Source organism: Streptomyces sp. NBC_01190 (genome assembly GCF_045039895.1).
Lineage (GTDB): Bacteria > Actinomycetota > Actinomycetes > Streptomycetales > Streptomycetaceae > Actinacidiphila.
Genome location: NZ_CP108580.1, coordinates 954,045 through 973,088, shown reverse-complemented (window position 1 = coordinate 973,088; position 19,044 = coordinate 954,045). Strand labels below are relative to the sequence as shown.

At 73.7% G+C, this 19,044-nt stretch carries 21 protein-coding genes and 1 pseudogene; 15 read left to right on the top strand and 7 right to left on the bottom strand.

All coding sequences use genetic code 11. The features are described from left to right. Positions 1 to 276 precede the first annotated feature (276 nt). The 3 genes from OG519_RS04195 to OG519_RS04185 form a co-directional block, all read right to left on the bottom strand. Positions 277 to 1,029 carry a chaplin gene (locus tag OG519_RS04195; protein WP_405578800.1) on the bottom strand — a complete coding sequence of 251 codons (753 nt, stop codon included), beginning with the start codon at positions 1,027 to 1,029 and terminating at the stop codon, positions 277 to 279. A gap of 207 nt (positions 1,030 to 1,236) precedes the next feature. Next, a complete protein-coding gene (locus tag OG519_RS04190) occupies positions 1,237 to 1,572 on the bottom strand; it encodes a DUF5133 domain-containing protein (protein ID WP_405578795.1) in 336 nt (111 codons plus the stop codon). A gap of 231 nt (positions 1,573 to 1,803) precedes the next feature. Further along, entirely contained in the window at positions 1,804 to 1,983 is a 180-nt protein-coding gene (locus OG519_RS04185; protein WP_405593195.1) for a hypothetical protein, read from the bottom strand. 476 nt (positions 1,984 to 2,459) lie between these two features. On the opposite strand from OG519_RS04185, the gene OG519_RS04180 reads away from it, so the two are divergent. Further along, positions 2,460 to 3,803 carry an MFS transporter gene (locus tag OG519_RS04180; RefSeq protein ID WP_405578792.1) on the top strand — a complete coding sequence of 448 codons (1,344 nt, stop codon included), beginning with the start codon at positions 2,460 to 2,462 and terminating at the stop codon, positions 3,801 to 3,803. A gap of 24 nt (positions 3,804 to 3,827) precedes the next feature. On the opposite strand, the gene OG519_RS04175 is transcribed toward OG519_RS04180, so the two are convergent. Further along, complete coding sequence (locus OG519_RS04175; RefSeq protein ID WP_405578789.1) at positions 3,828 to 4,250, bottom strand: YchJ family protein; 423 nt, start codon at positions 4,248 to 4,250, stop codon at positions 3,828 to 3,830. A 262-nt stretch (positions 4,251 to 4,512) separates the two neighbouring features. On the opposite strand from OG519_RS04175, the gene OG519_RS04170 reads away from it, so the two are divergent. From OG519_RS04170 to OG519_RS04135, 8 genes are all read left to right on the top strand, one after another. Then, a complete protein-coding gene (locus tag OG519_RS04170; protein ID WP_405578786.1) occupies positions 4,513 to 4,893 on the top strand; it encodes a hypothetical protein in 381 nt (126 codons plus the stop codon). Positions 4,894 to 5,162: 269 nt separating this feature from the next. After that, positions 5,163 to 5,672, top strand: a complete 510-nt coding sequence (locus OG519_RS04165; protein WP_405578784.1) for a hypothetical protein — start codon at positions 5,163 to 5,165, stop codon at positions 5,670 to 5,672. Beyond that, on the top strand, positions 5,669 to 5,995 hold the full coding sequence (locus OG519_RS04160) for a monovalent cation/H+ antiporter complex subunit F (RefSeq protein ID WP_405578781.1): 327 nt from the start codon (positions 5,669 to 5,671) through the stop codon (positions 5,993 to 5,995). Before OG519_RS04165 ends, OG519_RS04160 begins: the two co-directional genes overlap by 4 nt. A 72-nt stretch (positions 5,996 to 6,067) precedes the next feature. Further along, entirely contained in the window at positions 6,068 to 6,409 is a 342-nt protein-coding gene (locus OG519_RS04155; RefSeq protein ID WP_405578779.1) for a cation:proton antiporter, read from the top strand. Continuing rightward, positions 6,406 to 6,696 (top strand): Na(+)/H(+) antiporter subunit B, encoded by a 291-nt coding sequence (locus OG519_RS04150; RefSeq protein WP_405578777.1) that lies wholly within the window; start codon positions 6,406 to 6,408, stop codon positions 6,694 to 6,696. The genes OG519_RS04155 and OG519_RS04150 overlap by 4 nt, the downstream gene beginning before the upstream one ends. Next, the gene (locus OG519_RS04145; protein ID WP_405578775.1) at positions 6,693 to 7,475 is read left to right on the top strand and encodes an MnhB domain-containing protein; all 783 of its coding nucleotides are present in this window, start codon (positions 6,693 to 6,695) and stop codon (positions 7,473 to 7,475) included. The genes OG519_RS04150 and OG519_RS04145 overlap by 4 nt, the downstream gene beginning before the upstream one ends. Then, positions 7,472 to 7,816, top strand: coding sequence for a sodium:proton antiporter (locus OG519_RS04140; RefSeq protein ID WP_405578773.1), 345 nt, complete (start codon positions 7,472 to 7,474; stop codon positions 7,814 to 7,816). The genes OG519_RS04145 and OG519_RS04140 overlap by 4 nt, the downstream gene beginning before the upstream one ends. 56 nt (positions 7,817 to 7,872) lie before the next feature. Further along, positions 7,873 to 9,693, top strand: coding sequence for a complex I subunit 5 family protein (locus OG519_RS04135; RefSeq protein WP_405592446.1), 1,821 nt, complete (start codon positions 7,873 to 7,875; stop codon positions 9,691 to 9,693). A 147-nt stretch (positions 9,694 to 9,840) separates the two neighbouring features. Here the strand turns inward: OG519_RS04135 and OG519_RS04130 are convergent, their stop codons facing one another. Both OG519_RS04130 and OG519_RS04125 read right to left on the bottom strand, forming a co-directional pair. Continuing rightward, positions 9,841 to 10,497, bottom strand: a complete 657-nt coding sequence (locus OG519_RS04130; protein WP_405578771.1) for an endonuclease — start codon at positions 10,495 to 10,497, stop codon at positions 9,841 to 9,843. Positions 10,498 to 10,632: 135 nt separating this feature from the next. Continuing rightward, entirely contained in the window at positions 10,633 to 12,174 is a 1,542-nt protein-coding gene (locus OG519_RS04125) for an ATP-dependent DNA ligase (protein ID WP_405578769.1), read from the bottom strand. Between the two features lie 89 nt (positions 12,175 to 12,263). On the opposite strand from OG519_RS04125, the gene OG519_RS04120 reads away from it, so the two are divergent. Then, positions 12,264 to 12,887 carry an alpha-ketoglutarate-dependent dioxygenase AlkB gene (locus OG519_RS04120; RefSeq protein WP_405578767.1) on the top strand — a complete coding sequence of 208 codons (624 nt, stop codon included), beginning with the start codon at positions 12,264 to 12,266 and terminating at the stop codon, positions 12,885 to 12,887. A gap of 5 nt (positions 12,888 to 12,892) precedes the next feature. Here OG519_RS04120 and OG519_RS04115 read toward each other — a convergent pair whose 3' ends face one another. Further along, a complete protein-coding gene (locus OG519_RS04115) occupies positions 12,893 to 14,584 on the bottom strand; it encodes an MFS transporter (protein WP_405578764.1) in 1,692 nt (563 codons plus the stop codon). Positions 14,585 to 14,838: 254 nt separating this feature from the next. Between OG519_RS04115 and OG519_RS04110 the strand changes: the two genes are divergently transcribed. The 5 genes and pseudogenes from OG519_RS04110 to OG519_RS04090 all read left to right on the top strand — a co-directional run bounded on the left by OG519_RS04110 (position 14,839) and on the right by OG519_RS04090 (position 19,031). Continuing rightward, positions 14,839 to 15,984, top strand: coding sequence for a glutamate--cysteine ligase (locus tag OG519_RS04110; RefSeq protein WP_405578761.1), 1,146 nt, complete (start codon positions 14,839 to 14,841; stop codon positions 15,982 to 15,984). Next, positions 15,981 to 16,505: a DUF6328 family protein gene (locus OG519_RS04105; protein WP_405578758.1), complete on the top strand. Its 525-nt coding sequence runs from the start codon at positions 15,981 to 15,983 to the stop codon at positions 16,503 to 16,505. The genes OG519_RS04110 and OG519_RS04105 overlap by 4 nt, the downstream gene beginning before the upstream one ends. Before the next feature lie 396 nt (positions 16,506 to 16,901). Continuing rightward, a pseudogene (locus OG519_RS04100) lies at positions 16,902 to 17,327 on the top strand (DUF5709 domain-containing protein); the annotation flags it as partial. Between the two features lie 154 nt (positions 17,328 to 17,481). After that, on the top strand, positions 17,482 to 18,162 hold the full coding sequence (locus OG519_RS04095; RefSeq protein WP_405578755.1) for a hypothetical protein: 681 nt from the start codon (positions 17,482 to 17,484) through the stop codon (positions 18,160 to 18,162). Positions 18,163 to 18,266: 104 nt separating this feature from the next. Then, entirely contained in the window at positions 18,267 to 19,031 is a 765-nt protein-coding gene (locus tag OG519_RS04090) for a class I SAM-dependent methyltransferase (RefSeq protein ID WP_405578752.1), read from the top strand. Positions 19,032 to 19,044 lie beyond the last annotated feature (13 nt).

The window sequence follows — 19,044 nt, the reverse complement described above, 5'->3', positions numbered from 1 at the left end:
CACGTCTTCGCGACACAAAAGGCGATCTCACTGCGGTTCAGGGGATGTTCGGCGGTTCTTCGTGGACGCCGGCGGTTCGGGGCGGGCACGCGGCGCTCGGCGGGCTCGGCGGGCTCGGCGGGCTTGATGGGCTTGGGCCGGCACGCGGGCGCGCGGACGCACCGGTCGCAGCGGTGCGCTCGCGCGCGTCCTTGCGCCGGTGCGTTGATGTGTCGCATACACCTTAAAGGCCGGGCACCCGTGGTGCCCGGCCTGGTCGGTGTCCTCGCCTCGCGGTCAGCCGCGCCCGCGGGCCGTCCGCCGGTAGAGCACCCCGCCCGCGAGCAGCACTCCCAGGCCGCCCGCCGCCGTCCAGCCGATCCCGTCCGCGCCGGTCTCGGCGAGCGTCGGGGCCGGCGGCGCGGCCACCGGGGCCGGTGCCGGGGCCGACGGTTCGGTCACCGGCCGGCCCGCGCGGGGCGGCGCGGGGATCGGCAGATGGGCGGGCGGCGGCGGATTGTCCGCGTTGACCGCCGTGTTGCCGAAGGAGGGGTTGAGGGCGCTGACGGCGTTCACCGAGTTGCCCGACACATTGACCGGGAGGTGGACCGGCAGCCGCACGTCGTTACCGGAGAGCACCCCCGGTGAGCCGGCGCTGCCGCCCGTCGCCCGGGCGCCGCCGCCACGGGCGTGCGCACCGCCCAGCACCGGTGGACTCGCCCGGCGCGGGCCCCCGGACTCGATCGCCGGGGCGCCGGCGTGGCGGCCGGGGCGGGCACCGGTGGCGGCGGAAAACGAACTGGGGGACGCCGAGGTGTTGGCGCAGCGATTGCCCAGCGCGGGGTTCAGCAACCCGACGGCATTGATCGTGTTTCCACATACATTGACCGGGATATCGATCGGCACCTGGACCGTATTGCCGGACAGCACGCCGGGGGAGCCCACGCTCTGTCCGTCGGCCGCCGAATCCGCCTGGGCGTACCCCGCCGAGGCCAGCACGCCGCCGGCGACCACCGCGGTGACGATTCCTTTTCGGGCGACCCTCTTCATACGCTCCCTGCCTTCCGGAAATCTGCCACGGACCGAACGCCCGCATCCGTATCAACGCGCCAGGGGGCCCATCAGGTCAGGTCGGCCGCGGAGTTCATTCCATCGAGTGACGGCCGTTCGGGAGCGGGCAGCCGGGGCGAACGGACGGGCGGCGGTACGCGATGCACGCGTACCGCCGCCCGCCAGCCGATCCCGCCGGACGTGCCGTCAGGCCGCCATCCGCTCTTCGGTCGCGCCGGTCGCCGTGAAGGCGGCGCGGGAGATGTGCTCGCGGGCGGCGGCCAGCGCCGGACCGATCTCCCGGGTGCCGGTGGACACGCACAGGGTGTAGATGGTGTCCCGGAGCTGCTCCAGGACGGACGGTCCGTCCGCCACGGCACCCTGGTGCCGGCCGGCCAGGGCGTGCGGGCCGACGGCACCGACCGTGTCAACCATGTCGTCGGAGCGGTCCTCGGTGTCGACGGAACGCAGGTCGGCGAGCGCGCGGAGCGTCTCGTAACGCTCCACCAGGGTCCGCAGCACGGTGGGGTGAGCCATCAGCATCGTCGTACTCCTCGGTGTTCGGCGAAGTCGGCTGTCGCCTGCCCGCCCGCACCGCATGCATGCGCGCTGCATCGGAAAAAAATCCGGGCCCGCCCGGCGCGAGGCTCGGTACGGACCCGGAGGAGGTCGATGGTCCACGGCTGCTCTTGGCCGCCGGCGGCCGCCATCGGCGGCTATCGGCCGTTATCAGCCCCAGTCAGCCGCTATCGGCCGCTCTTGTGCCGGGGTCGGCTAGTCGATACCGCGCAGGATGTGGGTCTCCGACAGCGAGAGGTCGTCCTCGTAGCCGGCCAGCCGGATCGGCGCGCAGCGTGACCAGGTGTCCAGCGGGCGCTCCTCCTCGAAGCGGGCCGCTCGGTCTCCACCGCGCTCCATGACCTTTTCCTTGCCGATGAGCTGATCGTATGACACCGCGCACTCCTAACGTCGCTTGACCGGAAGCGCCGGAAACAGCGAGGCCATGGCGGCCCGCCGGCGCCCGGGGGAATCCTTCTTCGGTCGGTGCGGACGCGGTGGCGCCTTCGGTCCTCCCCATATCGAAGGTGATGGGGAGCAACTAGTGCCGTGGCACTGAGCCGGACACTAAGCCGGAATGGGGCCGAGGTGGCGACTCGTTCCGGGACAGACTCCGGGGCCCGGTACTTCCCCGGGGGTCTGATCATCACCGACAGCCTATTGCGCTCAGCATCCCGCCACCAGCCGGTTTGCGGACAGCTCACCCACCCGGCGGCACGCCCGCCGGCCGCCCGTCAGCCGGCCGGCAGACGCCGAAAACGCAGCCCCGGCCGCTTTGGGCAGGGCCGGGATTGCTACGGTTCGACGTGCTCAACAGTGAGAAAGACCGTCGTCAGCGCCCTGGGCCATCCGGGTCACCGCCGCCCCCGGCCGTGCCCGCGCCGCGCGGTTCCCGGCTCTCCCGGGTACTGGCCGACATTGGCCCCTTGCGGGACCACCCCGACTTCCGTCGGCTCTGGTTCGGGAACACCGTCTCGTATGTCGGACAGCAGATGACCGCGATGGCCGTCTCGCTCCAGGTCTACGCGATCACCGGCTCCAGCTTCCACGTCGGGCTCGTCGGCTTGTTCTCGCTGGTCCCGCTGATCGCTTTCGGCCTCTACGGCGGCGCGATCGCGGACGTGGTGGACCGGCGCAGGCTCGGCCTGATCACCTCGGTCGCGCTGACGCTGCTCTCCCTGGCCCTGGCCGTGGTGGCGATCGCCGATGTCAGGTCGGTGACGCTGCTCTACGGGATCGTCGCCCTCCAGGCGGTCTTCTTCGCGATGAACTCACCGGCCCGCTCCTCGATGATCCCCCGGCTGCTGCCGCCCGAGCAGTTGCCTGCGGCCAACGCGCTGGCGTCGCTGGCCGGCGGGGTCGGGCAGATGGCCGGTCCCATGCTCGGCGGTGTCTTCGTCGGGTTCTGGGGCTACCAGGCGGCGTATCTGATCGACGTGGCGGCCTTCACCGCCTCGCTCTACGCGATGTGGCGGCTGCCGGCGATGCTGCCGGAGACCGTACTGGCCGGACGCGCGGGCAAAGGTGCCGCTGACGGCGCCGAGGGGCCTGACCGCGACCAGGGCGGCGAAGTCGACGGTGCCAAGGAGGCCGTGGCCCGGCGCCGGCCCTCGGTGATCGAAGGGCTGCGCTATCTGGCGGCGCGGCCGAACCTGCGCACCACCTTCATCTCCGACCTCGCCGCGATGGTGCTGGCCCAGCCCCGGGTGCTCTTCCCCGCGGTCGCCGTCATCTGGTTCGCCGGCGACAGCAGCACGGTCGGCCTGCTCGCCGCCGCCCCGGCGGTCGGCGCGCTGCTCGGCAGCGTCTTCTCCGGCTGGCTCGGCCGGGTCAACCGCCAGGGGCTCGCGGTGCTCATAGCCATCGGCTCCTGGGGCGCGGCCGTGGCGGTCTTCGGCCTCACCCGTGATCTCTGGCTCGGACTGCTCTTCCTCGCGCTGGCCGGCTGCGCCGACACGGTCTCCATGGTGTTCCGCAACACCATGCTCCAGGCGGCGGCGCCCGACGACATGCGCGGGCGCCTCCAGGGCGTCTTCCTCGTGGTGGTGGTCGGCGGCCCCCGCCTCGGCGACTTCCTGGCCGGCTCCACGGCCGACCTCTTCACCCCGACCGTCGCCCTCGTCGGCGGCGGCCTCGCCTGCATCCTCGCGATCACCCTGGTCGGCGTCTTCCAGCGCGGCTTCTCCCGGTACGACGCGCGCCATCCGATCGCCTGAGGGGCGGCCCGCCCGGCCCGCCGTTCAGCCGGCCTCGCCGACGTAGACCCAGCCGCCGTCCTCCCGGCCGAAGCGGCTGTTCTCCCGCTGCTCACCGGCCCGGCCGCCGACGCGGTAGTGGGCCCGGAACTCCACCGTCGCCTCGGTGTGGAAGGCGGAGCCACCGGTCGACGCCAGTATCTCCAGACCGGTCCAGCGCAGACCGGGATCGAAGTCGACCGCGGCCGGCCGGGTGGCGGCGGCCCAGGTGCGCAGCAGATACGCGGCGTCGCGGGCCACGAAAGCGCTGTACCGCGAACGCATCAGCCGCTCGGCGGTCGGCGCCGAGCCGCTGCCCCGGTGGAAGGCTCCGCAGCACGCGCCGTAGGACGCGTCGAGGCCGCAGGGACAGGGCGCGGTGGGGGACGGCGTGACCGGAGCGGGGGGACGCGCGGGCTTTCTGGGCATCCCCCGATTCTGCCGGATCCGCCCCCGGCCGCGGCGCCCCGGGGTTTTGCCCGGCCCGCACCGGAAATGCGCAGACCATGGTGCGTACCAGGGACGCGGCGCCCGCCGGGCACCCCGGCCGGGCGGGCGCCCCCGCCGCGCCGCTCGCTCCCGACCAGCGAAAAACCGTGAGAAACCGCAGAAGACCGCCAGAAGACGCGAGAACCGAGAAAACAGCGGGGACCGGCAAGGAAACGAGCCCGGCCCCTCGGAAGGAATCATCGTGACCACCGCACAAGACAGGACCGCAGAGCCCTCCGCCCAGGTGTCGGTGACCCTCGACCGCTGCGCGAAGGAGGACGCCGGCGCCGTACTCACCGTGCTGAACACCACCTTCCCCTCCGACCGGGCCTCCGACGACCAGCCCGAGGACACCGAGAGCGGCGCCCCCGTCGTCTGGACGACCACCTTCGACGTCTCCCGCACCCTCGGCGTCCCCGGACCCGCGCGGCTCACCCGGCCCGTCACGCTCACCGCCCAGGGCGGCTACAAGGCGGTGGACCGGCTGCGGGAGAGCCTCGCCGAGGCGTTCGCCGTACGGGTCGTCGGCACCGCCGCGGGGGACCAGGAGCAGGAGGCCCAACTCCGGCTCGAGAACCGGTGACCCGCTGACCCCTCGCGCCGCCCCCGTCGCTCCCCTGAACCGCCCCGTCCCACCCCTGTCCCACCCGTGTCGTCCCTTCACCGCCTTCCCCTGTCGCGTCCCCTCCTCGTCCGTGATCCTCCGCCGCCTCCCGGCGGACCGGCCGCCGGCCTACGCCGCCCGTGGCATCGGAGTGGCCGGGCTGGCGTGTCCCCGCCGGGACGCGGTCCCGGCGCCGGCCGGCCGGTATACCGGGCGGAGACCGGTGCTGATCGAGGAGGCGACAGGGGATGGCCCGTGAGGCCCTGGCGACCGCGGTCAACCTGCTGGTCTGGTTCGGCCTGCTCTTCCTGCTCTACGTGATCCTCATCTCCACCGTCCCGCCGCTCGAGGTCGACGTCGGCCTGGGCTTCGCCGCGCTCGGCGCGATCACCGCGGAGGGGATGCGCCGCGCCGAGCACCCCTGGATCCGCGGCAGCCGCCGGCTCTGGGTGGCGGCCGCGTGCTTCCCGGTCACCCTGCTGCGCGAGACCGCCCAGTTGGCCGTCTTCACCGGCCGCGCGCTGGTCGGCCGGGGCAGCGCCGGGAGCGTGGTCAGCCTGCGCCTTCCGCCGGAGACCGACGCGGCGGTGGCGGCCACCCTGCTCTCCGCGTCCCCCGGCGCCTGCGTCATCGACATCGCCGACGAGACCGACGAGGAGGCCAGGGACACCACCAGAGGGCGCCTGCTGACGGCCCATCTGCTCGACCCCTCGGTCTCCTGGGTGGAACGGGCACTGGGCGGGAGGCGGTTGGGATGAACGCCTGGATGACCGCGGCCTGCGTCCTGCTGCCGGCCGGTGTCGGCCCCTGTCTGCTGCGGGCGTTCCGCGGCCATCCCGCGGAGCGGCTCGCCGGGATGTCGATGGTCGGGATGCTGGCCGTGGCGGTGTTCCTGCTGGTCGCCCGCGGCGTGCACCGGTCCTCCTACGTGGATGTGGCCCTGGTGATGGTGGTGCTGACCCCGGCCGGAACGCTGGTGTTCGCCCGCGGCCTCGCCGGCGGCACCGGTCGCCGGCCGGGCGACTGGCGCGGGCTCGGCGAGCGGGGACCGCGGGAGCGGGGATCCGGGGGAGCGGACTGACGTGGACGCGGGAGATGGGCCGGGGCCCGGCCGACCGCGGCCGGCGGTACGGCGGACGGGGCAGGGACCGAGATGGGCGTAGGGCATGGCTTCGCCGTCGCGCTGCTGGTGTGCGGCTCGGCGGTGCTGCTGCTTTCGGTGCTGGCCCTGGTCGTGCTGCCCACCCCGTACAGCAGGCTGCACGCGCTGGCGCCGGCCAGCAGCCTCGGCATCCCGCTGATCTGCCTGGCGTTGGCGCTGGACGCGGGCGGCGGCCGGGAGGCGGTGAAGCTGCTCTTCATCGGCGGGCTGGCCGCGCTGTCGGGTCCGGTGCTGGCGATCGTCATCGGCCGCACCATGGCCCGGGAGGGCGAGATTCCCACGGAGATTCCCACCGACATTCCCACCGACGTGCCGAAGGAGCCGCCCACGTGAACACCACCCCGGGAGCCGTCGACTTCCTGGTGGGTGTCGCGCTGGTCCTGGTGACCGTCGCCGCCACCTGCGCCGCGCTCACCCGTGACCCGGCCAAGCAGGCCGTGGTGCTCTCCGTGCTCGGTGTCTGCCTGGCGCTGCTCTTCCTCGTCGTGCAGGCCCCGGACGTGGCGCTGTCGCAGCTCGCGGTCGGCACCGCGATCACCCCGCTGCTGATCCTCTTGACGGTCCGCAAGATCCGCCGCGGTCCCGGCGGCGGCGACAGCGAGGACGGGGGCGACGGGTGAGCCGCAGGGCGCGCCTCCTCCTCTTCCTGCTGGGCGCCGCGCTCTTCGCCGGCGCCTTCACCGCCGCCTGCACCGGTCTGCCGCGCTTCGGCACGCAGAACCATCCGTACGGCGCCCGCTCGGTGCACGCCTCGCTCCAGCACCGCACCGCCAATGTGATCTCGGCGATCAACTTCGACCAGCGCGCCCTGGACACCCTCGGCGAGGAGTCGATCCTGCTCGGCGCGGTGCTCGGCGCGGTCGCCCTGCTGCGCAAGGCCAGGGACGAGAACCAGGGCACGCCGGAACCGACCGTGGTGCTGCCCTCGACGATGCTCTTCGGCGCCGCCCTGCTGCCGGTCACCGTGCTGGTCGGCGCGTACATCGTCGCCCACGGCCAACTCAGCCCCGGCGGCGGCTTCCAGGGCGGTGTGGTGCTGGCCACCGGACTGCATCTCGCCTATGTCGCCGCCGACTACCGGGTGCTGCACCGGGTACGTCCGCTCGTCGTCTTCTACGCCCTCGACGCGGTCGGGGCCGGCGCCTTCACCGCGCTCGGGCTGGCCGGGCTGGCGGCCGGCGGCGCCTATCTCCAGAACGTCCTGCCGCTCGGCACCTTCAACACCCTCTCGTCGGCCGGTCTGGTGCCGCTGGTGAACGCCGCGGTCGGCGTGGAGGTGGCCTCCGGAATGATCGTCCTCGTCGCCCAGTTCCTCGACCAGGCGGTGGAGATCGTCTCGCCCGGCGACAGCGGCGACAACGGCGACAGCGGCCGTACCGATCCGGGAGCCGCGCGATGACCCTGGTGCCCTTCCTCGTATCCGGCTGGATCTTCCTGATCGGCATCTACGGCATGGTGACCAGCCGCAACCTGGTCCACGCGGTGGGCTGCCTGGCCGTCGCCCAGTCCGCCACCTACGTCCTGCTGCTGGGCATCGGCTACCGGCGCGGCGCCACCGCGCCGGTCTTCTCCGACGTCCCGGTCACCACCCGCGTGGTGGACCCGGTGGTGCAGGCACTGGTGCTCACCGATGTGGTGGTCGGCGCCACGGTCACCGCGCTGCTGCTGAGTCTGGTGATCCAGATCCGCAAGCGCACCGGGACCGTCAACCCGGAACGACTCACCGAACTGAAGGGCTGAGGCCGCACGTGCTGACCACGGCTGACCTGTTCCCGCTGGCCGTCGCCACACCGCTGATGGGCGCGGCCCTGCTGGTCCTGGGCAGCCGGCTGTTGCCGCGCTCCGCCGTCGACGTCCTGGCCGGCGGCTTCGCCGCGCTCACCGCCGCGGACCTCGCCTGGCTGTGGGTACGGGTGGGGGACACACCGCACGGCCGGGCGATCTCCTGGGCCGGCGGCTGGACGCTGCGCCACGGACAGAGCGTCGGCATCGTGCTGGTCGGCGACCGGCTCAGCGTCGGACTCGCGTTGCTGGTCAGCGCGTTGATCCTGGCCGTCGTCGCCTACTCCTGGCGCTACTTCGACGAGCCGCCGGCCAAGCACCGGACCACCTTCTCCGCGCTGCTGCTGGTCTTCGAGGCCGGCATGTGCGGTTTCGCGCTCACCGGCGACCTCTTCAACGCGTTCGTGTTCTTCGAGCTGATGGGCGTGGTCACCTACGCGCTGACCGGCTACCGCATCGAGGACCCCCGGCCGCTGCACGGCGCGCTCACCTTCGGCATCACCAACTCGCTGGCCGCCTACGCCTCGCTGCTCGGCATCGGTCTGCTGTACGCCCGCACCGGTGAGCTGGGCATGGCGCAGACCGGGGTGGCGCTCGCCCACCACAGCGGCGACGCGCTCACCGTCACCGCGTTCGTGCTGGTGATCGCGAGCATGCTGGTGAAGTCCGCCACCGTGCCCTTCCATTTCTGGCTGCCCGACGCGCACGCGGTGGCGCCGTCCCCGGTGTGCATGCTGATGTCCGGCGTCATGGTGGAACTCGGTGTCTACGGGGTCGCCCGCGTGTATCGCGTCGTCTTCGGCGGCCCGGGCGGCGTGCCGGCCTCGGCCTTCACCCACACCATGGCGGCGCTCGGCGTACTGACCGCCCTCACCGGCGCGATCATGTGCTGGCAGCAGCGCCATCTGAAGCGGCTGCTGGCCTTCTCCACCATCAGCCACACCGGACTGTGGCTGCTCGGGCTCAGCCTGCTCGACCCGTCGGCCACCGCGGGGACCGCGCTCTACGTCGCCGGGCACGCCGGGGTGAAAGCCGCGCTCTTCGGGCTCGCCGGAGTTCTGCTCAACGCGCACGGCTCGGTCGACGAGTACGGGCTGCACGGGCGCGGCCGCGACCGGCCGCTGGCGGGCGCCCTCTTCCTGACCGCCGGTCTCGCCCTGGCGGGGCTGCCGCCCTTCGGCACCGGGCTCGGCAAGGCGATCGCGGAACACGCGGCGGGGGAGAGCTCGGGATGGCTCACCGCGGTCTTCGTGGTGGTCTCCGCGCTGACCGGCGGCGCGGTGCTCCGGGCCGGACTGCGGATCTTCTACGGCGCGGGGCCCGCGCCCTCGCCCAGCATCTCCGACGTCGAGACCAGCGGCGACGGGGAGGAGCCCGAGGTGGTCGACTGCGAGCGCACGGTGCCGCGCGTCATGACGGTCGTGCCCGCGGTGCTGCTGGCGGGCGGGCTCGCGGTCGGTCTGTGGCCCGGCGTCGGCCGCGCGCTCGCCGCCGGGGCACGCGCCTTCGAGGACCGCGCGGGCTATCTCGCCGATGTGGAGAACCTCCCGGTGCCAGGATCCGCCCACCCGGTCCCCTCGACGGCCTGGACCACCTCAGGGGTGCTGCTCGGCCTGCTCGCCACCGCGACGGCCTTCTCGCTGGCCGCCGTGGCGGTCTGGCTGCCGGCCCACAGCGGGACCTGGGCCCGCGATCTGCGCACCCTGGCCGCGGCCGGCGACCGCCGGCTCATCAGCCCGCTCCGCCGCCTCCACTCCGGCCTGCTCGGCGACTATCTGACCTGGCTGACCCTGGGCCTGGCGGTGCTGATGGCGGTGGTCGGCGGGCAGATGTGAGAACCGGGCCCGGTGAACCACCGGGTCGGGATCCGCGGCGTGTCGACGACGAGATCGAGGACCCGCGCGGCACGCTCGCGCCGGGCGTCACCCGGCGGGACCCGCCCCGGCGCGCGGATCATGGAGGGGTCAGGCCGGTCGGGCCGGTCAGGCCCGGGCCGCGTGCTCCCGGATCCCGGCGGCCGCCTTCTTGTCCAGGGCCACCCGGACCAGGGCCGCGGCCACGACGGCCGGCTCGGCGTCGTCGGCCAGCCGGACCAGCGCGGCCGGGCTGGCGGGGAGGCCGATACCGCGGGCGCCGTCGAGCGCCTTGTCGTCGATGTAGGGGGCGGCCTCCGGCCAGACGCGCTGCGCCTCGCGGAGGAAGATGTCCGCGCCGGCCGGGCCCATGCCCTGGAACCCGCGCAGCTCGCGCCGCAGTTCCGCCACGTCGCCGTCGGCCTTCTCGCGCAGCCGCCGCAGGTCACCCCCGTACCGCTCGTTGACCTGCCGCGCCACCTCGCCGAGCTGGGTGGCGGTGCGCTCGTCGTAGCGCCGGTAGCCGCCGCGGCCGAGCGCGTCGACCCGCTGCTGCCAGGTGGCCGCCAGCATCCGCTTCGGGTCGCGCAGGCCGGCCTGGTCGAACTCCTTCGCCGAGGCGATCGCCACACTCGCCCGGATGCGCGCGCTGAGCAGGGTCGAGAGCACCAGCAGCCGGAAGAGGGACTGTGGGGTGTCCCGGAGCGGGATGCCGGCCTCCTCGGCGTACGTCCGGCCGTACTCGTCCAGCAGGGCCCGCATCGTGTCGCGTTGTGTCGTCGCCATGTCCTTACGCCTTTCTCCCGTTCCTGGCTTCCGCCCGCCGGCCCGCTCCCGTGCTCCTCCCGCGGCCCTTCGGGTACCCGGGCCCGGCGGCCCGCAATCGATCTCCTCCCCCCGCACGCCCGCACGCGCCCGGGATCACCGCGCGCCGTGCGCGGCCCTGATCGACGCCACCGTGTCCGCCTCGGCCGCCGTCTTGTCCTCGCGGTAGCGGATCACCCGGGCGAAGCGCAGCGTGAGGCCGCCGGGATAGCGCGGTGAGGTCTGCACCCCGTCGTAGGCGATCTCCACCACCAGCTCAGGGCGGACCGTCACCGTAGAGCCGTCGTCGCTCACCGCCAGCGCGCCCAGCCGCTCGGTCTGCCAGTCGAGGAGCGCGTCGGTGAGGCCCTTGAAGGTCTTGCCGAGCATCACGAAGGAGCCGTCCTCGTCGCGCGCGCCCAGATGCAGGTTGGAGAGCTTGCCGGTGCGCCGGCCGTGCCCCCGCTCCACCGCGAGCACCACCAGGTCCACCGTGTGCACCGGCTTCACCTTGATCCAGGAGGCGCCGCGCCGTCCGGCCGCGTAGGGGCTGTCGGCGCCCTTGACGACGACGCCCTCGTGACCGTGGTCGAGCGTCGCGGTGAAGAAGTCGTCGGCCGCCCGGAGCCCCGCCGGGTCCGCCGGGTCCGACACCACCGCCCGCCGTACCCGCAGCTCGGCGGGGACCAGTTCGGTCAGGGCGGCGTGCCGGTCGGTGTAGGGCAGGTCGAGCAGGTCACGGCCGTCGACGGACAGCACGTCGAAGAAGACCGCGTGCACCGGCAGGGTGCGGGCCGCGGTCGCCACGTCGGTACGCGACCCGACCCGGCTCGCCGTCTCCTGGAACGGCCTGGGGCGGCCCGCGGCGTCGAAGGCCAGCACCTCACCGTCGAGGATGAAGCGCTCGGCGGCCAGCCCGGCCGCGGTCCGTACGATCTCCGGCAGCCGCTCGGTGACGTCGTCCAGCGTCCTGGTGTAGATCCGCACCCCGGCGCTGTCGCGGTGGATCTGCACCCGGACGCCGTCGAGCTTCTCCTCCACCGCGCACGGCCCGGCCTTGGCGATCGCCTCCCCGACGGTCTTGGCGCTGCTCGCCAGCATCGGCAGCAGCGGGGTGCCCACGGTCAGCGCGAAGTCGGCCAGCGCGGGCGCGCCCCGGGCCAGCAGTCCCATCGCCACCGGTTCGAGCGCCCCGGCGAGCATCACCGCGCGGCGTACGTCGGCCGGCGGGGTGCCGGTCGCCGCGGCCAGGCCCTCCACCGCCGCGGCGTCCAGCGCGCCCTGCCGGACCTCGCCGGTGAGCAGGCCCAGCAGGTATTCCTGCTCCCGGGCGGTCGCCGCGCCGAAGAGGTCCTGGAGCAGGGCCCGGCGGCCCGCCTGGGCGCCGGACCCGGACACCGCGGCCACGGCGGTCAGCGCGGCGTCGACCGCCGCCACCGTCAGGGTCGGTTCGGGCGCCGGCGCCGCCCGGTCGCGCAGCGCGGCCCAGCCGACGCCCAGCCGGCCCTGCGGCAGCCGGCCGGCCAGATAGGCGATGGCGATCGGCACGTCCGCCGGTGCCGCGGCCCGGAAGAACTCGGCGAGCAGCACCGTCTTGCGGGACCGCGCGGAGGTCCGCGCGATCTCCCCTGACACCCGGGCGACTTCGGCGAAGAGCATGCTTCCATCCTGCGTCGCCCGGCCCTCCGGTGCGCTCTGTTCGGCCAGGTATTCGAATATGCGTGCGAGGGTGGGGTAAAATGGCCGACATGCACCACAGCCAAGGATCCCTCTTCGCGACCGGAGCGCCCGGTCTCGGCGACCTGGCCGCCCTGCGTCGCACCCAACTGGCGCACGGAGCCTGGATCGACACCCTGCCGGACTGGCTGAGCGGCGCCGACGACTTCTTCGACCGGCTCGCGGCGGAAGTGCCCTGGCGGGCCGAGGAACGCACGATGTACGACAACGTGGTCGCCGTCCCCCGGCTGCTCTCGCACTACGGCGAGGGCGCCCGGCTGCCCGACCCGGTGCTCACCGAGGCCCGTACCCTGCTCAGCGACCACTACGCGGCCGAACTCGGCGAGCCCTTCGTCAGCGCGGGACTGTGCTACTACCGGGACGGCCGGGACAGCGTGGCCTGGCACGGCGACCGGATCGGCCGGGGCGAGGTCCAGGACACGATGGTCGCGATCCTCTCCCTCGGCGAGCCGCGCCCGCTGCTGCTCCGGCCGCGCGGTGGCGGCGGCCCCACCCTGCGGCGGCCGCTCGGCCACGGCGACCTGATCGTGATGGGCGGGTCCTGCCAGCGCACCTGGGACCACGCGATCCCCAAGACCCGCGCCGCCGTCGGCGGCCGGATCAGTGTCCAGTTCCGGCCGCGGGGCGTGGCGTAAGCGCGCTAACGCCCCGGACGCCCCGTCGGCTCCGCGTCCGGCGCGGGGGTCGAGGACCGGCCGAGGATGTCGAAGAGAGCCACCACCAGGGCCAGGGCGGCCAGGCCGGTGGAGGTGAGCAGGCCGAGCTCGAAACCGGCGGTGTAGTCGGCGTGGCGGCTGTCCACCCGGCTGAAGAACACCGAGCCGACCGCGGCGATCCCCACCGCGGACCCGATCCGCTGCGCGGTCTGGAGCACCCCGCCCGCGCTTCCCGCGCCGGCCACCGGCACCTCGCTCAGCGTCAGCGTCTGGTTCGGCGAGATGACCAGGCCGCTGCCCATCCCGGCCAGCAGCAGCGGCGCCGCGGTCGTGAAGCCGACCGTACGGCCGGTGTCGAGATGCGCCGCCAGGGTTGCGCCGAGCAGCCCGATGATCACCATCACCAGGCCGGCCGCCACCAGCGGACGCCCGATCCTGGTCACCACCCGGCCGCCCACCGCCGCCGCCCCGGCCGAGCCCAGCGCGAACGGCAGGATCGACAGGCCGGCCTCCAGCGCGGTGTAGCGCATCCCGTTCTGGAGGAAGAGCGTCAGGATGAAGAAGACCGCGGTGAAGCCGGCGAAGTACAGCAGCGAGAGCAGCACGCCGAGCGCGTAGGAGCGGTGCCGGAAGAGCGTGAGGTCCACCAGCGCCGTGCGCCGCCGCGCGTACCGCCGCTCCCAGCGGACGAAGGCGGTCAGCACCAGCAGGGCCACCGGCACCAGCGCCCACTTCTGCGGCCCCTTCCACTGCTCCTCCTGGACGAAGGGCAGCAGCAGGACCACGGTGCCGAGGCCGAGCAGGGCGACGCCCACCGGATCGAGATGGCTCCGCCCGCGTTTGTCCGCCGCCTCGCCGGGGTGCGGGGGCGGCAGCAGCCGGTGCGCCAGCGGCAGCGCGACCAGGCCGATCGGCAGGTTGACGTAGAACACCCAGCGCCAGCCGTCGTGGCTGCCGAACGCCTCGATCAGCACCCCGCCGAGCAGCGGGCCGACCGCCGTGGATACCCCGATGGTCGCGCCGAGCAGGCCGAACGCCCGGCCGCGCTCGGCGCCGCGGAACATCTGCTGGATGAACCCCGACACCTGCGGGACCAGCACGCCGCCCGCCGCTCCCTGCAACAGCCGGGCGGTGACCAGCCACGCCTCGTTCTGCGCCGCGCCCGCCAGCGCGCTCGTCGCGGTGAACAGCACCAGGCCGGTCAGGAAGACCGTCCGCCGGCCGCGCACATCGCCCAGCCGCCCGGCCGGCACGAGCACCAGGCCGAAGGTGAGGGCGTAACCGGACAGCACCCACTGGAGACCGCTCTGCGAGGCGCCGATGCCGGTCCTGATCGACGGCAGCGCCACGTTGACGATGCTCACATCGAGCAGCGTCATGAAACTCGCGGTCAGACAGACCGCGAGGGCCGGCCAGCGCCGGTCATGGCCGCCGGGCGACCGCGCCGGATCACCGAAACCGTCCGACCCCCCGGGACCGCCCGGCCCGTCCACCGCGCCACCGCCGTCCGTGCCGTCCGCGTCCGTCGGGCCTTGCGTCGCGCGGGTGTCGTCCGGGCCGTCCTGGCCCTTCGCGGCGCCGTCCCGCTCCCCGCCGTGGGCCGGTCGGTCGCGGGAGGAGATCCCGGCACGGGAAGGGTCGTGGGGGTGTGACGGTGAGGTGTGCGGTGGGCTCACGGTGGATGTGTTCCTTCCCCTGGGGGCCTCGGATTCCCCGGGGGACCATGGGTTCGCTCCGGTGCGGCCGATCTACCGACAACGCGTGCCCGGTGTGTGTCCAGGTCATGCCTGTGGTGATCAGGCACGCCGCCACTCGGAGCACCGCTGCGGCGGGGCCGGCGCGAGGGCGGTGCGGGACTGGTGCGGGACTGGCGCGGGCCGATGCGAGGGCGGCCTGCGATGGTGCCGGGGATCCGGGGTAGGCCCTTGTCATGACGAGCCCGATCGCCACCCTCGGCGTCGAAGAGGAGTACCTGCTGCTTGACGGGGAGACCGGCCTGCCCGCGCCCCGCGCCGGGCAGGTCCAGGCCGCCGCCCACCTGGAACCGGTGCTCGGCAGCGACGAGGTCGACAGCGAACTGCTCCAGGCCCAGGTCGAGGTGGCCACCCCCGTCTGCGTCGGCCTGGACGAGGTGACCGCCCACCTGGCCCGCTTCCGGCAGGCCGTCGGCGCCGCCGCGGACCGGGTCGGCTGCCGGCTCGCGGCCACCGGCGGCGCGCCGGTGTCGTCGGGCCGCCCCGTGCCCGTCACCGAGAACCGGCGCTACCAGGAGATGCGGGTCGACGCCGGCCGGCTCGTGGACGAGCAGCTCATCTGCGGCATGCACATCCATGTGGCCGTACCGGACCGCTCGTCCGGGGCCGCCGCCCTCGGCCGGCTGCGCCCCTGGCTGCCCGTCCTCGTGGCGCTCGGCGCCAACTCGCCCTTCTGGGAGGGCCGTGACACCGGTTTCGCGAGCTGGCGCACCGTGGTCTTCGGCCGCTGGCCGGTCAGCGGCTCGCCCCCGTTCATCGCCAATGGCGCGGACTACGAGAGCCGGGTCGGCGCGCTGCTCGGCACCGGGGTGATCAAGGACCGCCACCAGCTCTACTGGCACGCCAGGCTCTCCGAGGAGTACCCGACGCTGGAGGTCCGCGCCCCCGACGTGCAGGTCGACATCGACAGCGCCGTCACCCTGGCCGGCATCGCCCGCGGCCTGGTGACGACCGCGCTGCGCGAGACCCGGCGCGGCGCGACCCCGCTCGACCCGCCGGCCAGCATCATGAACGCGGCCGGGTGGCACGCCGCGCGGCACGGTCTGACCGGACTGCTGGTCGATCCGCGGCGGGCGACCCCCGCCCCGGCGGCCGACGTGGTGCACGCGCTGCTCGACCACATCACCCCCGCGCTCCGCGAACTCGGCGACAGCGAACGCGTCACCGCGGGGGTGGGGCGGCTGCTCGACCACGGCACCGGCTCGGCCCGGCAGCGCCGGGCCGTCGCCGAGGGCCGCCCGGACGCCCTGCTGGACCTGATCGCACCGGGACCGGCCGCTCGGCACGAGGCCGGCCGACCCGCGGAAGCGGAGAGACGATGACGCAGAGCCGTGGCGGCGACGCCGAGGACCACCGGGGGCTCCCGGACGACTGGGAACGCGACGAGACCCCCGAGGAGCGGGCCGACCGGCGCTGGGGCGACCTGCTCCAGGAGCTGCGGGTCACCCAGACCGGGGTGCAGATCCTCTTCGGCTTCCTGCTCACCGTCGTCTTCCAGCAGCGCTTCACCCATCTGTCCGGCACCGAGAAGAACCTCTACACCGTCACGGTGGCACTGGGCGCCGCCACCATGGCGGTGCTGATCGGCCCGGTCGCCATGCACCGGCTGCTCACCGGGCGGCGCCTGAAGCCGGAGACGGTCACGCTCGCCTCGAAGCTCACCGTGCTCGGCCTGGTGCTGCTGCTCTGCACCATGGCCTCCTCGCTGCTGCTGGTGCTGCGGCTGGCGAACAGCGGCTCGACCGCCGCGTGGCTGACCGGCGGAATAGCGCTGTGGTTCGTGCTCTTCTGGTTCGTCCTGCCGCTGTGGGCCAGGTATCGCACGGTGCCCGGCGAGGAGTGACGCGCCGGCCCCGTCGGGGCCGGCCCAGGCGGACGCGGCGGCCGATCAGGCGGGGAACCCTGGGACCGCCGATGATGGAGGGGTGGGCCACCCGCTGCTCGGGGGTGCCCGGCGCTGGGCGGAATAGCCGTTTTCGTCCCGACCTCACGGGTAGGCGACCGCCGAGCGCGGAAGGCGCAACGCGACCCCAACGCGAGAGGACGTGATCGTCCGTGCGAACCGCATTCCCGGTCGCGTGCCCGATCGAGGCCGACAGGGCGTGGGACCGCCCCCCGGACGTGTGCGCCGGGGCCGTTCCGCGCGCAGCGAAGCGGGGGCGATGACATGACCGAATACCCAGCGGAATCCGACTTCTTCGACCGCCCCGAGTCCTCACGGCCCACCGACCTCGATCCCATGGGGGACGACGTCTACCAGCCGGACGGCAGCGAGATCGTCGAGGACGCCGGGCCGCTCGACGAGGACGACACGCTGGACAACCGCGGTGTCGGGGACCCGCTCGACGAGGGCTACTCACCGCCGGAACGGCCGCTGGCCGTGGAGACGACCGGCACCACGGCCGACGAACAGCGCTACGGCGATTCCCTCGACGTACGGCTGCGCCGTGAGGAACCGGACGAGCAGCCGATCGAGGGCGACGGCCTCGGCGACAAGACCGACAGCGACGGCGAACTGATCGACGACGAGGTCGGCGACCGCCGCTCCGGCCGGCTGGTCGCCCCCGACGAGGGCGCCCACGCCCGGCACGACGGGGTGACCGGCGACGACGTCGGCATCGACGGAGGCGCCGCCTCGGCCGAGGAGGCGGCGGTCAATGTCGTGGCCGACGCCGAGGAGGTGGCCGACCTGGCCGCCCCGGAGGGGTACGAGCGCCCGGCGCCCGGCTCGATCCCCGGATCCGACCAGGGATCAGCGGAATCCGGGGAACCCGGCGAGGAATCCGGGACGTCGGACGCGGACAGAAGGAGCCGGTGACATGGCAGCAGCGAACCAATCGAACGAGCCGGACCGGAACGGGGCCGACGAGGGCATGACGTGCAGCGTGCCCAAACACGGCGGGAAGCCGGCGCACGCGGGCGAGCGGTCGGCGGGCGGCCCGCGGGACGGCGGCGGGCAGCCGCGGCACGCGCGGCGGCGGGGTCTGCACTGGCCGCACCGCCGCCGCAAGCACGAGGAGGCTCCGGGCGCCGCGACGGCCACCGATGCCAGGTACAGCCGCAGCGGCCAGCAGTTGCCGAGCGGGCTCGGCGCGAGCCTGGCCACGTCCGGCGGGATGCTGCTCGCGATGGTCGAGGACGTACGGATGCGGGGCGGTGTCGAACCCGAAGATCTGCGCCCGCTCGCCGACACCTTCGCGCGGCACTCGGCGGCCAAGGAGGCCACCGTACGGAAGGTTCTGGTCCGCAACCACGTCGCCACCAATGTGGTGGAGCGCGACCGGCAGGAAGGCGACCTGATCCAGGGCATCCTGGACCGGGCTCTCACCGGCCGGCACCCGGAGGACACCCGCACCCTCACCGTGGACGGGGCCCTCACCCAGATGTACCAGTACCTGTCGCACGAGCGGCGCGATCTGGTGCCGGCCATCGACCAGGCGGTCTCGCGCGAGGACAGCGAGAGCCTCGCCGCGGCCTTCGAGGCCATCTCCGACGAGTGAGCAAGGCCGGCGCCCAGGGGACGACCCGGACGGCTGGACGGCTGGACGGCTGGACGGCTAAATGGTTGGCCGGGCCGGGGGTCGCTTCGCCATGATGGCCGACCATGGCGCGTACCTTCGACGAACTGGTGGCCGAGGCCGACTCCGTGTCGGTCGACGGCTGGGACTTCTCCTGGCTCGACGGCCGGGCCACCGAGCAGCGCCCCTCCTGGGGCTACCAGCGGCTGATGGGCGAGCGGCTGGCCCGGGTGGACGCCGCGCTGGACATCCAGACCGGCGGGGGTGAGGTGCTCGCCGGCGTGCCCGGGCTGCCCGCGCTGATGGCCGCGACCGAGTCGTGGCCGCCGAATCTGGCCAAGGCCACCGGCCTGCTGCACCCGCGCGGCGCGGTGGTCGTCGCGGATTCCGACGAGCCGCCGCTGCCCTTCGCCGACGCGGCCTTCGACCTGGTCACCAGCCGCCACCCGGTCACCGTCTGGTGGCACGAGATCGCCCGGGTGCTACGGCCGGGCGGCAGCTACTTCTCGCAGCAGGTCGGGCCGGCGAGCGGGGTGGAACTGGTCGAGTTCTTCCTCGGCCCGCAGCCCGAGGAGGTACGCAACGGGCGCCACCCGGACCGCGCCCGGGCCGGCGCCGAGGCGGCCGGGCTCGAGGTGCTCGAACTGCGCACCGAGTCGCTGCTGATGGAGTTCTTCGACATCGGAGCCGTCGTCTACTTCCTGCGCAAGGTGATCTGGATGGTGCCGGGCTTCACCGTCGAGCGGTACCGGGAACGACTGCGGGACCTGCACCGGCTCATCACCGCTGAAGGTTCGTTCCGCACCCGGTCGACCCGCTCACTGATCGACGCCCGCAAACCGGCCCGCTGAACAGGAGTGCGGG

Coding starts and splice junctions, on each gene's coding strand:
- OG519_RS04195 (WP_405578800.1), bottom strand. CDS start 1,029: ATGAAGAGGGTCGCCCGAAAAGGAATCGTCACCGCGGTGGTCGCCGGC.
- OG519_RS04190 (WP_405578795.1), bottom strand. CDS start 1,572: ATGCTGATGGCTCACCCCACCGTGCTGCGGACCCTGGTGGAGCGTTAC.
- OG519_RS04175 (WP_405578789.1), bottom strand. CDS start 4,250: ATGCCCAGAAAGCCCGCGCGTCCCCCCGCTCCGGTCACGCCGTCCCCC.
- OG519_RS04165 (WP_405578784.1), top strand. CDS start 5,163: ATGGCCCGTGAGGCCCTGGCGACCGCGGTCAACCTGCTGGTCTGGTTC.
- OG519_RS04160 (WP_405578781.1), top strand. CDS start 5,669: ATGAACGCCTGGATGACCGCGGCCTGCGTCCTGCTGCCGGCCGGTGTC.
- OG519_RS04155 (WP_405578779.1), top strand. CDS start 6,068: ATGGGCGTAGGGCATGGCTTCGCCGTCGCGCTGCTGGTGTGCGGCTCG.
- OG519_RS04140 (WP_405578773.1), top strand. CDS start 7,472: ATGACCCTGGTGCCCTTCCTCGTATCCGGCTGGATCTTCCTGATCGGC.
- OG519_RS04135 (WP_405592446.1), top strand. CDS start 7,873: ATGGGCGCGGCCCTGCTGGTCCTGGGCAGCCGGCTGTTGCCGCGCTCC.
- OG519_RS04130 (WP_405578771.1), bottom strand. CDS start 10,497: ATGGCGACGACACAACGCGACACGATGCGGGCCCTGCTGGACGAGTAC.
- OG519_RS04125 (WP_405578769.1), bottom strand. CDS start 12,174: ATGCTCTTCGCCGAAGTCGCCCGGGTGTCAGGGGAGATCGCGCGGACC.
- OG519_RS04120 (WP_405578767.1), top strand. CDS start 12,264: ATGCACCACAGCCAAGGATCCCTCTTCGCGACCGGAGCGCCCGGTCTC.
- OG519_RS04110 (WP_405578761.1), top strand. CDS start 14,839: ATGACGAGCCCGATCGCCACCCTCGGCGTCGAAGAGGAGTACCTGCTG.
- OG519_RS04105 (WP_405578758.1), top strand. CDS start 15,981: ATGACGCAGAGCCGTGGCGGCGACGCCGAGGACCACCGGGGGCTCCCG.
- OG519_RS04095 (WP_405578755.1), top strand. CDS start 17,482: ATGGCAGCAGCGAACCAATCGAACGAGCCGGACCGGAACGGGGCCGAC.
- OG519_RS04090 (WP_405578752.1), top strand. CDS start 18,267: ATGGCGCGTACCTTCGACGAACTGGTGGCCGAGGCCGACTCCGTGTCG.